Below are 13,196 nucleotides of genomic sequence, written 5' to 3'. Positions count from 1 at the left end.
GGCACGGACAGGAAGGCCCCATGCTCTCGTGGGGTCACCCCGCCGTGCCCCCGGGCTCCCGGGCTCCCGCGCAACGATGAGCACTCGTCCCCTGTTGTTGTTCTACCCACTCGCTTTCCAACTGTCCGCGTGGCCGTCCGGGGGCGTCCGTAGAGGTTCACGCGGCAGGTCAGACAGGGCGCGCGTACGGCGGTGAACCATGGCGTCCGTCAGCGCACTGGACAAAGACCAGGACAACGCGCGGCTCAGAGTCTAGGGCTCAACTCACACAAGAGGGGGGACTGCTCATGCTTCGAGCTGTGGTTGAGCCGGTGCGTTGCTCGGGCGCCGGGGTGCTACGACCTGTGGTGCCGTCTCAGGAGTCACGGGTGTCCAACCACCTGCCGTGGATTCGACCAGTTCCAGGAAGTCCTTGTGTGCTCGCTTGGTGGAATCAAGCACCTCGTGCCATGTTTTTCGAGTCACGTTGGGGTCGTTCTCAAGCGATGAGATCGACACCTCATCGAGGCGGTCAATGCTATCGACCACGAAGGTAAGCCTACGGTAGGGAAACTGGCGTCCCAGCTCGGGATTGTCGTCGAGGAATCTGCGCAATGAATGCAGATATCGCATCGCGTTTAGGAATTCCGCGTCGGTCAGCTTATAGCCAAGCCTCTTGATTTCTACGATCCAGAGAACCCCTGAGTCGTGAAGCAGTACGAAATCAGGCTCTTTCGCCTTCCGCTCGATCGCTGTGGTGTTGATTTCGGTGTCGTACTTCTTGGCGTACCAAGCTTCGAAACTCGCCCTGACTCGTTTCAGGGACTCGTTCATTCCCAGCGGTGTCCACTCGGGAGCTAGGAGCCATGGCGCCTGCTCGATTAGCTCTTGGAGTGGTCTCTCCAGAGTTCTTCCATCAGAAATCAACGCCTCCAGCTTGGCCACAACCTCCAGCCGTTCGGCCGCTACCTGACCCAGAGAATACATTTCCGCAATGTGTGCCTTCTGGAAGAGATCCATGACGGCGTCCACAGTTGTTTCGGTCGTGTCGGCCACTTCCCGGAGTGCCTGGAGAAGACTTCGATGTGGGCCGAGGGACATTGCTAGATTGCTGATACGCTCCACATGTTCAGGATTTTGGAGTGAATCATTGTCCGTATCTCTAACAAGGAGAGCCGCAGCTTCTTTAACGGAATCTCGGTAAACCGGGTCTGCCGGTGCTGCCTCGATCAGTCTTTGTTCCAGACTTGACGTCTCCATGAAGAAGCGAGTCTTTGCACGTCGAATATGCTCTTCACTGCGCCTGGCAAGCTCCTTCATCAGCGCCTGACCCCACTGGCTCAGAGCTTCCCCTAGGTCCGAAGACCAGATAATGTCTTGCCTATCAGATCGGACTAGATCCTCGTCCTCATCCAGCCATTCGGCGTGGAGCTCACCCACAATGGAGCTTCGCAGTTTGAACTCTCCGGTGAATCCCGTGGCAATTCCAAAGTCCATCGTTTGTGCTACGAATTTTCCGCGTGCGTAGATTCGCACGCCAGCCATATTGGAGTCCTTGTAGGATTTCTCGCTGTAGGCGACGTATCCGGTTACCGGGAGGAAAGATGATTCGAACGGAACGGGTCTGTCGGCGAGCTCAATCCTAGTTCCCTCCAGTAGATCGATCTTGAGTTGCCCGAGCGTGAACTGATCGGTCAAGGATGAAGAATTTTTGACACATACTCGCCAGTCGGCGCGTTCAAGGCCGAATCGTGCAGCGAGTTGCCTATTCAGCTCTTCCTTGCTGGGGACACGCTTCCGCGAGAAGTTCCTCAACCTGATCGTGGTTCCATGGTCCTTAGACCATGTGCCGTCCAGTTCGCCAATCTCGGGATGATAGTTCTTTTCCGTGTCTGCGAGCATGTCGGTAAGGTTGAGGATTAAATGCGAGGTGCGATATCCGTTCTCAGTATTTTCGCCACCAGCTGAGACAACCTCCACAGTCTTGCAGATGCCGAATGGGGCAAGTTTACCGATTCCTTTTCTGCCCATCACGGGACGGTTCTTGCCTCGGGATTTGTCGCTACCTGTTCGGCTGCGCCTGTCGGCGCCGACAGTCAGATAGTGCTTATTGATCTCGGAAGGGGTCATCCCGTGACCGTTATCGGAAATTGTTATTTCGTATTGCGCAGAGAGGTTGGGCGCCTTGGGGTCGAAGAGGAAAGCTCCCCAAGGCACTGTGACAGTGACGTCTTCTGCATCCGCGTCGTACGAGTTGGCAATGAGTTCAGCCAAGACGGCCGAAACGCGGTCGTAGAGTTTGATGCCGAGCTTGTCGATCGTGAGCCGGCTGATGCGCATCGTGTAGACGTGTGCAGACTCGCTGCTGGGTGAGTCTGCTGCTGACTGCTCAGGCCCGGAAGGGGTGAGCATGGGAAGCTGTTCCGGCTGGTTCGACGGGTCCGACATCAAGTCCCCCTGGTCCGGCGACGGTGAATCAGACATTCTGCATGATGTGTCGTCAGCTTGCCTAGGGCGCACGCGGGTTGCAGGGAGCGCGAACCATGGTCATGAGGCGCTATGTTGAGCTAACATCCAGCCGTGACGAAGCCAACTGCCATCGACCTCTTCGCAGGAGCCGGCGGAGCCACCCAGGGCCTCGTGGGGGCTGGCTTCTCTGTCCTGGGCGCGGTCGAGAACGACTCTGATGCGGCTGCTACACACGCCAAGAACCATCCAGATTCCCACCTGTGGGAAGCGGATATCCGCTCGCTACAGGCTTCCGCAATGCGTAGACAGTTGGGGTTGGCCCCCGGTGAATTGACGCTGCTGAAGACGTGTCCCCCTTGTCAGGGATTTTCTTCGCTTGCGTCCGGTAAGGGGCTGACTGACCACGAGCGTAACGATCTCGTTTTGCATACAGTCAGATTCGTGCGCGCGCTGATGCCGCAGTCCGTTCTATTGGAAAATGTTCCTGGGCTAGGGAAAGACGCGCGCCTCCAAAGCGTGCGGGATTCGCTTCACTCTCTTGGTTACGTCTCGATGGTTTATAGGTTCGAGGCGTCCGATTTTGCTGTGCCGCAACGTAGGCGTCGTCTAATCATGCTCGCTGTGAGAGGGAAGAGACGGATCCTCCCCCAAGATATTTCCGAGGTAATTCCCGACCTGCGTGGTTCTGTTTCAGTCAGGGCCGCATTCTCCGAACTGGAATCGGCTAACAGAGTGGATGACCCGCTTGATCGCTATCGGAAAAGTTCTGACAAGGTTAGGCGTCGCATTGAGTCGATCCCTGTTGGCGGGGGGCGCCTAGACCTGCCAGAGGAGCATCAGCTCGATTGTCACAAGAAGGTTGGCACGAAGCATGCCACCGCTTCGTATGGTCGCATAAAGTGGGATTCTCCTGCGTCAACGATGACCACCCGTTGCACTACTCCCGCTTGCGGTACGTTCGTTCATCCGGAACAGCATCGCGGCATCACGCTGAGGGAAGCTGCTACGTTGCAGACCTTTCCGGCGGACTATGACTTTCAAGGAGACTACGGGTCAATTGAGCGACAGATTGGAAATGCTGTGCCTGTCCGTATGGCAACCGTCCTCGGAATGGCTGTGCGGCGGACGCTGAATCTCTAATCTGAGCCATTTGCCGTGGAGAGATATCTAGCAGACAGGTGAAACCAAGACGGGCGTGGCCTCACTTAAAGGTCTCGCCCGTCTACCGTGTGCGGTTCAGGAAGGGAGGAATCCCGGCTTCTCCCTTCCTAGGACTTGCAGCTGGTTCAGGTAGTCTTGTGCAGCCGGTTCGGTGCTGTAGCGCTGCCTCATGACGGCCGCGAGTTCTCGACTGGTCATGATCAGGGACGGGACGGACTGACGCTCTCCCTGTAGGGCGCGTTCGCCGTGGATGAGGGCTTGTTCGAGGTCACCCTCTCGCGCTGCGGTGACCCCCAGGGTTACCCGTGCTTCGGCGTTCCGCATGGGTGATCGCTCTGTGCCGTCGAAGTCAGTTCCCGTACGCAGAACTTCATCCGCGAGTGTCCGCGCAAGTCGGTCTTCCCCGACCAGCCGATAGCAGTCCATCGCGTAGAAGTCGAACTTGGCGGGGTCGACAACAAAGTGGTTGTCCAGGTTCTCGGGATACGGCATCCCCTCTAGCAGCCGGCGCCCCTTGTCGAGGGCCACCTCAACCTGCCGACGGTCCCCGAGCCGAGCCCATGCCTTGGCCTCCTGGCCGGCGAGCTGCACGGCGACGCCATGGTGCGCTGCGGTCTCTGCCCCGGCTTGCGCTGCCGCGATGACCCCGCGATAGTCGCCGGTCGTGAGGGAGAACCACGCCCGCATCTCGTGCGCCCACCCCGCCACCTCGGGATGGTCGGACTCGGTCGCGAGCGAGAGTGCGGCACGCCGCGTTGATTCGGCCGCGTGGCGGTCGCCCGTGTCGTACTCGACACAGCCGACCAGCAAGGCGAGCCAACCTGACAGCGCGAGTACCTCGCGATGCTGGGCAAGCGTGAGGCTCTTTGTGTGCAGGTCAACAACGCGGCGAAGCCACTGCCGACCCTCGATGAGAAGCTGGGCACTCGGCATGAATGGGTACTCGGAGCAGAGGCGGTCCGTGGTGATCCGGAGCGCATCGAGCGTCGCGCTGTCGATGTCGGACCGGTTCAGACGACTCACGATCTCCAGAGTCTCCATGCCGCTCGCTGCCAAGATCTCATTGTCTCCGTCCCGGCGAGACGGTGCGGGGAAGAGGGCGTGTGTCACCGTGCCGAACACGGCCGCGATGATCGGTTGGTAGAAGTCATTCGGTGTCTGGCCGGACTCCCAGCGCTTCCACTGGCGAATCATGCTGTCTTCTGCTGGCAGCTCCGTGGGTGCGTGCGCACGCAGGGCCCTGACCGCGTCACGCTGTGACCAGTCGCGGGCCTGTCGTTCGGCAGCAATGCGCCGCGCCCATGCGGGCCTGTCGTCAGTCATGCGCCCTCCTCTGAGTGCCTCTACTCCGAGTCTCGCGCGCGGGCCGGGGGGACAGGGAAGGGGACAGGGGGGTGTCACCGGACATGTCCCCACCTCTCTTTCGCCGTCCCCAGGCTGTCACTTACCTCACACACCCCGTTACTCCCATGCTGGTTGCAGATCAAGCGCCACCCGGTTCGGAGCGGCTTTCCAGCACTTCGAGTCGTTCGGTCAACGCCTTGAGTTGGGAGCGGATTTCCTTGATGTCATCACGTACGTCGTCACCCGGGGCAGACCCGTCGCTGACGAAGTTGCCCAAGTTCCCAGCAGACACGATCAACCCCTCGCTCCGGAGTGCGGCTAGTCCGTTCTGAATGGTCTGGCTGGCGTACCCAAAGCGGTCCATCAGCTCTCGCTGAGAGGGGAGTTTTTCCCCCGGCTTCATCTTCTTGATGTCGTCGCGGAGCGCGTCTGCGACCTGTACCGCCTTCGGCTTGGGCCCTCCTGTGACAGTCATGCCTTGAGGGTACCCACCACAGCGAACTAGTCCGCATCACCCCGCAAGGGTTGTGCACTACAGCAGACTAGTGCAAGCTAGTTGACGAGAGGTTGCCCTGACTCAAAGGGGAAATCGCTTGACCTGCACAGGCAGCGTCCGGAGGAAAGCCCGCAGGGGTGAGTACGAGGGAAGCGCTCGCTCCTTGAGAACTGAATCGTGTGCCGCTCCAGCCATCTGCTCTTGGGTGGTCGATGGGGCCGCCTCCAGTCCGGGATGTTCACGGACTTGGGAGGTCGTCTCCGGCCCTGGCAAGGGTTCGGGAGACCGCCGGAGTGATCCGGCCGCACGTCGCCGCGTCGTGGGTTACGCGGTCCGGGGCAACCAACCTCCCCGAGGCATCAAAAGGGGCGCTGTCCACCGAGTCACCCGGGGGTGGGCAGGGGTCGCAGAGTCTGTGCGGCCAACGATCACCCGGCATCACCTTCGCCGGAGGTTCGCATGATCCGCCGCTGTATGCGGGCGCTGACCGTGCTGGACCGGCACGGCGGCAACGCCCGCCCGCGTCGCTGAGACGCCGACGGCCGTACTGGACCTGAGTCCGGGACGGCCGCCGGTGTCTGCACCACCGCCCCGACGGTCGCAAGGCCGGGTTCGACTCCCGGCCGGGGCACTCCACCCACGAACGGCGCGGCCCCGGTGTGTCACCACCGGGGCCGCTTCGAGCCGTTCCACCTGCAAGGGAGAACCCGACTCATGGAGCACATCGTTACTGTTCAGGACGCCGTTACGGCGTTCGCGCCGTGGCGTGAGCCGACGGACGCGGAGCTGGACGCGATCGAGTTGGAGATGCCCGTCATCACGGCGGACATCGCCCTGCTGGACGCGCAGATCATGACGCTGGACCGGCCGGTCACCGAGCTGGACATCCGGCGGATCCGCCGGGCCCACAACCGGCTGCTGACCGCCCGCCGGGAACTCTCGAACCGGTCCGCCGTCGCGGACCTGTCCGGGGGTGCCGCATGAGCGCGCTGGACGCGGGCCTGAGCGCCGCGCACGCGGAGGTGAAGGCAGAGATCGCCCGGACCGACTCCAAGACGTCGCTGCTGCTGGCGTTCATCGGTGCGCTGCTGGCCGGCGTGTGGACGGTCGCCAAAGACGTCCACCTCCCCGTCGCCGCGTACGTGGTCGGCGGCGCGGGTGTGGTGCTGCTGGTCGTCGCCGCCGGTCTTCTGCTGGGAGCGGTCCGCCCGAACCTGTCGGGTGCGGCGGTGGCGGGTTTCCCGCTGTGGGCGACGCTCACGGCCGAGGAGATCCGGGACCACCTGGCCGAGGACCGGCGGGGCGCGGACATCGCGAATCTCTCCCGGATCGCGGTCCGCAAGTTCGCCGGTCTGCGACGCGCGGTCGACCTGACCCGCACGGCCGGTGTCCTGCTGGCCGTAGCCGCCCTGGTCGCGATGGGGGGTGCGCTGTGAGCGTCACGCTGAACGACCTGGCCGTCCCGCTGCGGGCCCTGCGGATGCTGGCGGTCGACTTCCCCGACCTGCCCGCCGTCGAAGCGCAGATGTCGCCCATCTACCCGAACCGGCTCGACCTCAGCCTGCACGACGACCTGGCCGCGTTCGAGACCTGGCGGACCGCCCTCGGCATCCCCGGCGAGGCGGTCACCTTCCACCAGGAGCCCGGCGGCCCGTCCATGTGGCTGAACTGCCGCACCGAGTACGCCGGGGCGGACCTGCATCTGACCGGCTTCGGCCGCCTGCCGGGGCCGGCCCTCCCGGTGAGCGAGGTGGCGGTATGAGTGCCCGGCCGCTGACCGGTGCGGACCGGCACCGGGTGGAGGGCGCCCGCCGGCTTCTCGCCGATCTGACGGCCACCGTGACCGACGCGGACCTGGCCTTTCTGGTCGGCCGTACGACGGTCGTCGTCGCGTCGCTGATCGTGACGGTTGAAGGGGGCCAGCGATGAACCGCAGCGTCAAGACCGTGCTGCCCGCCGTGGCGATGACGGTCGTCTCGATGGTCCTGACCCTGGCCGTGGTGGTGATGTGGCTGGGCACGGCGATGCCGTGGCTGGTTGCGCTGGTGGTCGGGTTGGGGATCGACGGGGGATGGCTGGCCACCCTCGCCTACGAACGGCGCCTGGCCGCGCAGGGCGACCACTCCACGGGCGTCACCGCCGTCGGGTGGGCGTTCGGGGCCGTGGCGACCGGTGTCCTGGTGGCGCATGCGCTCACCGCCGAGACGAACGCCGGCGCGTGGCTGGCCGTCGCGTGGCTGCCCATCGCCGCAAAGGCCCTGTGGCTGGTCCACGGACTGTGGGAGCGGACCGCGCTCACCACCGAAGCCCTCGATGCGATCCAGGGCATCCAGCAGGAAGCCCGCGACGAAGCGGCCGTGGCCCGCGCCCGGCTCCGGGCGGAAGCGGCCACCGAGGAGACGCGACTGACCGCCGTGACGCAAGCCGGCGCCCGCGTCGCACACGTCCAAGCCGAGACCGCCGAAACCCTCTCCGCCGCGTGGTCGACGCTGGAATCGGCCCGGGAGGGCAAGGACACCGGCAGGGCGCTGACCTGTGTGACGACCCCCGTCACACCCGGCGTCACACCCGGCGTCACGGCCCGCTGGGAACTCCCCGTCTGGGGCCCCACCGAGACCGTGTCACCCCTCGCCCTGGAGACAGCCCCCGCGCTCACCGATGACGAACTGGACGCGCTGGTCGACCAGATCCGGCACAGCGAATCCCCCGCCCTCTCGTACCGGGAGATGGCCGTCCGCTTCCGCGCCTCCCACTCCGCATCCGAGGTCCGCCTCCGGGCCGCGTGGAAGCGCGTCGCAGCATGAGCGGGACGCTGCCGGTCTACCGGTGGCGCCTCGCCCCCGACGGCTACGCCACCCGCCGCCAACTCCGCGCCCTGGGCTTGCGGCCCGGCGGTCAGAACGTCGCCGCCGAACTTCAACGGCCCCGCCGCCGACGCGGGCCGCTGGTCGCCTACCTCTACCGCGTCGACCGCGCCCTCCCGGTGCGGCCGATGACACCGGCCCGGCGGGCGGCACTCGCCAAAGCGATGACCGCCCGCCGGACCTGCCCCAACTGCCGCACCGACGCCGGGTACTGCATCCCGCGCTCGCTCGGCATGTGCGTGCCCTGCCACGACTCCGGCCGGCAGCACGCCGCTTAGCGCATCCGCCCGACACCCACACCCACACGACAGATCGAAGGGTGGGCTCATGCCCCGCGAGGACAAGACCGTCAAGAAGGCCGCCGCCAAGTACGGCGCCGCTGTCCGGGCCCAGAACGGCCCGGCACCTGTACGCGCTTCGCGTGCTTCGCGCTGCTCATGCGACCCGATCAGCTACCCGGGACGCACCTGCGCGAACTGCCGCTGAACACAGCCCCGATGGTCGCAGGCCGGGTTCGACTCCCGGCCGGGGCACTCCCCGCACCCACCCCGACCACGCACCGGAGGACGCATGGAACAGCTTCCCGCTCCGCGTACGGTCGTCCAGCTCCCGGACGGCACCCACGCCTACATCGACCCGAACATCCTGCCCGCACCCCAGACCGGCGGCCCGCAGGTCGTCCACGTCCACCAGGCCCCGCCGGACCGCACGGTCCAGCGGATCGCGCTCGGTACGGGTGTGGGCGCCGGAGCGGTCACCGCGGGGGTGTACTTCGGTCCGCTGCTGGTCGGCGTGCTGACCGCGATGGCCGCGAACCTCGCCCTGCTGGCCCTGCTGGCCGCCGTGTGCGCGTGGGGCGTGGTCACCGTCGTCAAGGCCGTCACCCCCACCGGCAACACCCCGCAGGAGAGCAAGCGGGGCTCCCGCAAGGGCCGCCGCGGCTGACCGGTTGCCTGTCCCGCCCGGCATGTCCGGGCGGGGCGGGGAGCCGGGACAGTCCCGGCCCCGAAAGGGGAAACCGCGATGCCCTCGTACACCCCGGCCGAACGCCGCCGCCGCGCCTGGCTCATCACCCGCGGGGTGAAGCAGGCCGCCGCCGACGCGGTCAGCCCGCGCATCGAAGCGGAGATCGACCGGATCGACGCCCGCGCCGACGAACGCGGCCGGCGCGAGACCTACGCCATGTTCGACCAGCTCGACCAGGCCAAGGACGCCGTCGCCGCCGCCAGGACGGCAGAGCGCACCGCGCCCCGCGACACCAGGAACGCCGCCCGCACCGCCCGCAAGGACGCCGAAGCGGCCCTGCGCCGGACCGAACAGGCCGCCCGCCGTATGGGCCTGTGATCACGCCCCGGGACGGCCGCACACCCGGCAAGGAAGCCGGCCGTCCCGGGCCCTACCCGCCCGCCTATCAGGCAGAGCAGGAGAACTCCAGCATGACCGACACCGTCACTTCTCCGAGCCATCTCCGGAAGGTTCCCGACCTCGACCCCACCACCACCGCCCCGGCCGCCACGGACGTCCCGGGCGACAAGGACGCGCCCGCGGTGGCGGTGGCCGTCGACAACCCCAAGCTCCCCGAACCGGGCGTGGCCACCGAGAAGCGCAAGCCCGTGCTCGCCGGGTGGCTGACCAGCCGGCGGGACTTCACCGCGACCGCCCGGCACGCCGCCGCGAACCTCGGCTACGCGTCGCTGTTCCACGGCGTGCGCCTGCCCGTCTACGCCGGTCGCCTGACCGCAATGGCCCCGCGGGGCGCCTGCCGGTTCGTCGTCACGACGAACCGGTGGGTGTGGGACCGCGAGGCCGCCCCGCTGCGCGACCACGCGGTGCGCACCGAGGATGTGGAGGAGTACATGCGCCTGTCGCGGCTGCGTGCCGGGCGGGTGCGGCTGCGCGGCCTGGTGACCCTGGTCGCGGCCGTGTTCGGACTCTCCTTCGCCCTGTGGCTCTATGTCCTGGCCCCCGCCTACCTGTACGCGTTCGCGGCCGGCGGGGTTCTGCTTCTCGGGGCGGGCGGTCAGCAGCCGGACGCGCCGGTCGTGGGCCCGGCTGTGCTGAAGACGGAGATCCAGAAGCTCACCGGGTCGATCGTGCTGCGCGGGCTGGACAGCATCGGCAACACGAAGGTGTCCGCCGCCATCAAGAAGGGCGGCGACATGAACGGCATGCGCTTCACCTCGGAGATCGTGCGCGACGGCCCCGGCTACCGCGCCGACCTCGATCTCCCCTACGGCGTGACGCCGGAGGACATCATGGAGGCCCGTAAGCCCCTCGCGTCCGGTCTGCGGCGCAAGGTGGGCTGCGTATGGCCTGCCCCCGACCCGACCGAGCATGAGGGCCGGTTGGTGCTGTGGGTGGGGGACAAGCCCATGAACGAGACCACCAAGCCCGCCTGGCCGCTGGCCAAGACCGGTCAGGTGGACCTGTTCAAGCCGGTCGTGTTCGGCAACGACCAGCGCATGCGCGACGTCGACGTCACCCTCATGTTCGCTTCCGTCGTGGTCGGGTCGATCCCGCGTATGGGCAAGACGTTCTTGATGCGGCTGTTCCTGCTGATCGCGGCGCTGGACCCGCGGGCGGAGATCCACGCGTTCGACTTCAAGGGAACCGGCGACTTCGGCGCCCTGGAACCCGTCTGCCACCGCTACCGCGCCGGCGAGGAAGACGAGGACATCGAGTACGTCGTCCACGCCCTGCGGGAGTTGAAGGAAGAGCTGCGGCGCCGCGCCAAGGTCATCAAGGGTCTGCCGACCTCCCGGTGCCCGGAGTCGAAGGTCACCCCCGCACTCGCGAACGACAAGTCGTTGGGGCTGCACCCGATCGTGGCCGGGTTCGACGAGTGCCAGGTGCCGTTCGAGCACGAGGAGTACGGCAAGGAGATCGAAGCGATCTGCACCGACCTGGTCAAGCGTGGCCCCGCCCTGGGGATCGTGGCCCTGTTCGGTACCCAGCGCCCCGATGCGAAGTCCCTGCCGACCGGGATCTCCGCGAACGCCGTGCTGCGGTTCTGCCTCAAGGTCATGGGCCAGCCCGCCAACGACATGGTGCTGGGCACCTCGATGTACAAGTCCGGCTACCGGGCCACCATGTTCTCCCGCTCCGACCGGGGCATCTGCTGGATGGCCGGTGAAGGCGACGACCCCCGCATCGTCGCGTCCGCGTTCGTCGACGCGCCCGCCGCCGAACAGATCGCCGCCCGCGCCCGCCAGGTGCGCGAGGAGTACGGCAACATCAGCGGCCACGCGATCGGACTCGGGCCCGAGAAGAGCCGCGGCGCGGACATCCTCACCGATGTTCTCGACGTTGTCCCGGCCGCGGAGAAAGCCGTGTGGTGCGAGCGGATCGCGGTCCGCCTGGCCGCCCACCGCCCCGAGGCGTACGAGGGGTGGAAGGGCGAGAACGTCACCGCGGCACTCAAGCCCTGGGGCATCAAGCCGGGGCAGGTCTGGGGCCAGACCGACGCCGGTGAAGGCAAGAACCGGCGCGGCATCGACCGCGCCGACATCACGGCCGCGATTACACGCCGTGACGCGGATCGGGCCGCCGCCTGACCCGAACCAGGCCGCTAGACCTAGCAGCCCCGGCCGCTAGGTCTAGCACCTGCGCTAGCAACCCGTCCGGCCTGTGATCAGGGACCTAGCGTCTAGCACCTGACCAGCCACAACCCCCGAAAACCACCCTACGACGGGAGTTGACCCCTCGTGCTCATCACTAGCGGCGTTCTGCTGGCCGCCCTCGCTGGTTACGCAGCGTTGTGTGCGGTCTCGCCGTTCGGCCCCTGCCGCAAGTGCTCCGGGACCGGTCTGCGCGAGCTGCGCAAGGGCGCCAAACTCTGCCGCCGCTGCCACGGCCGGCGCCGCCGACTCCGCCTCGGACGCCGCGCACTCAACGCCGGGCACCGCACCCACGCCGCCGCAACCACCCACCGCACACCCGCCCAGAAAGGAACCCCGCCGTGGCACTGACCATCTCCCTGGTCTTCCTCTTCGGACTCGTCCTGTTCTTCCTCCTGCGCTCCCACTCCCTCAGCTTCGGCTCCGCGTTCACCGCCGCCGGATTCGGGTTCTTCCTCGCCTCCACCGGCGCCGCCACCCCCATCAACCAACTCGCCACCGCCGTCCTCAACGCCATACCCGACCTGTAGAGGAGACCTACGTGACCGAGACCGAGACCTTCGAGACCATCCGCTACACCGCCGATGTCGTCCTGATCGCCGCCCGGCGCGTCCTGTTGATCGAGCGTGGCTGGGCCCCGTTCGAGGGGTACTGGGCTCTGCCCGGTGGGCACGTGGACGCCGGGGAAACCAGCCTGACCGCCGCTGCCCGCGAACTGGCCGAGGAGACCGGCATCACGGTCCCCACGACCGCTCTCCGGCAGGTAGCCACCTTCGACACCCCCGGCCGCGACCCGCGCGGCCGGTACGTCACCGTCGCCTACGCGGCCACCCTTCCCGAGACCGTCCCGCCGATGGCCGGGGACGACGCCACCGCCGCCCGCTGGTGGCCCCTGGACGCGCTTCCGAACCTCGCATTCGACCACGCCGACATCCTCAACGCGGCCGTGACTTCAACCATCGAGACCATCCCCGATCTGTAGAGGAGACCCCGTGATCCGACTGCGCATCAGCGTCACCGACTGGCCCCGCCGGGCCCTCATCCTCACCGACACCCCCCGCCCCAACTGCCCCGACTGCTATGGAGACGGCGGGATCGCTCAGCACTACGGCGACGAGACCGGCGAGTGGGCGGGCACCGACTGGTGGCACTGCCCCTGCTGGAACGAGAACCGCCGCTGGACCCTACTCCCGCTGCCCCGCCGCACCCCGCGCGGCGGCTACAGCGACGAACCGCCCTTCTAGACATGGCTGGGGCGGCCGTCTC

Annotated in this window: 17 protein-coding genes; 14 read left to right on the top strand and 3 right to left on the bottom strand. The window is 66.5% G+C overall.

What is annotated here, in order from left to right; genetic code table 11:
- Positions 1–285: 285 nt before the first annotated feature.
- Positions 286–2,463, bottom strand: a complete 2,178-nt coding sequence (locus ACFXPL_RS06830) for an ATP-binding protein (RefSeq protein ID WP_384913607.1) — start codon at positions 2,461–2,463, stop codon at positions 286–288.
- A gap of 96 nt (positions 2,464–2,559) precedes the next feature.
- Between ACFXPL_RS06830 and ACFXPL_RS06825 the strand changes: the two genes are divergently transcribed.
- The gene (locus ACFXPL_RS06825; RefSeq protein ID WP_384913604.1) at positions 2,560–3,588 is read left to right on the top strand and encodes a DNA cytosine methyltransferase; all 1,029 of its coding nucleotides are present in this window, start codon (positions 2,560–2,562) and stop codon (positions 3,586–3,588) included.
- Between the two features lie 96 nt (positions 3,589–3,684).
- Here the strand turns inward: ACFXPL_RS06825 and ACFXPL_RS06820 are convergent, their stop codons facing one another.
- Both ACFXPL_RS06820 and ACFXPL_RS06815 read right to left on the bottom strand, forming a co-directional pair.
- Positions 3,685–4,932 (bottom strand): XRE family transcriptional regulator, encoded by a 1,248-nt coding sequence (locus ACFXPL_RS06820; protein WP_384913601.1) that lies wholly within the window; start codon positions 4,930–4,932, stop codon positions 3,685–3,687.
- Positions 4,933–5,092: 160 nt separating this feature from the next.
- Complete coding sequence (locus ACFXPL_RS06815) at positions 5,093–5,428, bottom strand: winged helix-turn-helix domain-containing protein (RefSeq protein WP_384913598.1); 336 nt, start codon at positions 5,426–5,428, stop codon at positions 5,093–5,095.
- A 735-nt stretch (positions 5,429–6,163) separates the two neighbouring features.
- Here ACFXPL_RS06815 and ACFXPL_RS06810 point away from each other — a divergent pair.
- The 13 genes from ACFXPL_RS06810 to ACFXPL_RS06750 all read left to right on the top strand — a co-directional run bounded on the left by ACFXPL_RS06810 (position 6,164) and on the right by ACFXPL_RS06750 (position 13,174).
- Positions 6,164–6,433 (top strand): DUF6284 family protein, encoded by a 270-nt coding sequence (locus ACFXPL_RS06810; protein ID WP_384913595.1) that lies wholly within the window; start codon positions 6,164–6,166, stop codon positions 6,431–6,433.
- Entirely contained in the window at positions 6,430–6,885 is a 456-nt protein-coding gene (locus ACFXPL_RS06805; RefSeq protein WP_384913592.1) for a Pycsar system effector family protein, read from the top strand. The genes ACFXPL_RS06810 and ACFXPL_RS06805 overlap by 4 nt, the downstream gene beginning before the upstream one ends.
- Positions 6,882–7,211, top strand: a complete 330-nt coding sequence (locus tag ACFXPL_RS06800; protein WP_384913588.1) for a hypothetical protein — start codon at positions 6,882–6,884, stop codon at positions 7,209–7,211. The genes ACFXPL_RS06805 and ACFXPL_RS06800 overlap by 4 nt, the downstream gene beginning before the upstream one ends.
- Positions 7,208–7,378, top strand: coding sequence for a hypothetical protein (locus tag ACFXPL_RS06795; protein WP_384913585.1), 171 nt, complete (start codon positions 7,208–7,210; stop codon positions 7,376–7,378). Before ACFXPL_RS06800 ends, ACFXPL_RS06795 begins: the two co-directional genes overlap by 4 nt.
- Positions 7,375–8,253, top strand: a complete 879-nt coding sequence (locus ACFXPL_RS06790) for a protein spdB (protein WP_384913582.1) — start codon at positions 7,375–7,377, stop codon at positions 8,251–8,253. The genes ACFXPL_RS06795 and ACFXPL_RS06790 overlap by 4 nt, the downstream gene beginning before the upstream one ends.
- The gene (locus ACFXPL_RS06785; RefSeq protein ID WP_384913580.1) at positions 8,250–8,591 is read left to right on the top strand and encodes an RRQRL motif-containing zinc-binding protein; all 342 of its coding nucleotides are present in this window, start codon (positions 8,250–8,252) and stop codon (positions 8,589–8,591) included. Before ACFXPL_RS06790 ends, ACFXPL_RS06785 begins: the two co-directional genes overlap by 4 nt.
- Positions 8,592–8,883: 292 nt before the next feature.
- Positions 8,884–9,258 (top strand): DUF6251 family protein, encoded by a 375-nt coding sequence (locus ACFXPL_RS06780; protein WP_384913577.1) that lies wholly within the window; start codon positions 8,884–8,886, stop codon positions 9,256–9,258.
- 78 nt (positions 9,259–9,336) lie between these two features.
- A complete protein-coding gene (locus tag ACFXPL_RS06775; protein WP_384913574.1) occupies positions 9,337–9,657 on the top strand; it encodes a hypothetical protein in 321 nt (106 codons plus the stop codon).
- Between the two features lie 92 nt (positions 9,658–9,749).
- Positions 9,750–11,867, top strand: a complete 2,118-nt coding sequence (locus tag ACFXPL_RS06770; RefSeq protein WP_384913571.1) for a cell division protein FtsK — start codon at positions 9,750–9,752, stop codon at positions 11,865–11,867.
- 150 nt (positions 11,868–12,017) lie between these two features.
- Positions 12,018–12,281: a hypothetical protein gene (locus ACFXPL_RS06765; protein ID WP_384913568.1), complete on the top strand. Its 264-nt coding sequence runs from the start codon at positions 12,018–12,020 to the stop codon at positions 12,279–12,281.
- A complete protein-coding gene (locus ACFXPL_RS06760; RefSeq protein ID WP_384913565.1) occupies positions 12,272–12,460 on the top strand; it encodes a hypothetical protein in 189 nt (62 codons plus the stop codon). The genes ACFXPL_RS06765 and ACFXPL_RS06760 overlap by 10 nt, the downstream gene beginning before the upstream one ends.
- Positions 12,461–12,471: 11 nt before the next feature.
- Positions 12,472–12,912, top strand: a complete 441-nt coding sequence (locus ACFXPL_RS06755) for an NUDIX domain-containing protein (protein ID WP_384913562.1) — start codon at positions 12,472–12,474, stop codon at positions 12,910–12,912.
- Between the two features lie 10 nt (positions 12,913–12,922).
- A complete protein-coding gene (locus ACFXPL_RS06750; protein ID WP_384913559.1) occupies positions 12,923–13,174 on the top strand; it encodes a hypothetical protein in 252 nt (83 codons plus the stop codon).
- Positions 13,175–13,196: the final 22 nt, after the last annotated feature.

It is taken from the genome of Streptomyces sp. NPDC059092 (assembly GCF_042756365.1).
In the GTDB taxonomy this organism is placed as follows: domain Bacteria; phylum Actinomycetota; class Actinomycetes; order Streptomycetales; family Streptomycetaceae; genus Streptomyces.
This window is presented reverse-complemented; position numbering and strand designations above follow the sequence as displayed.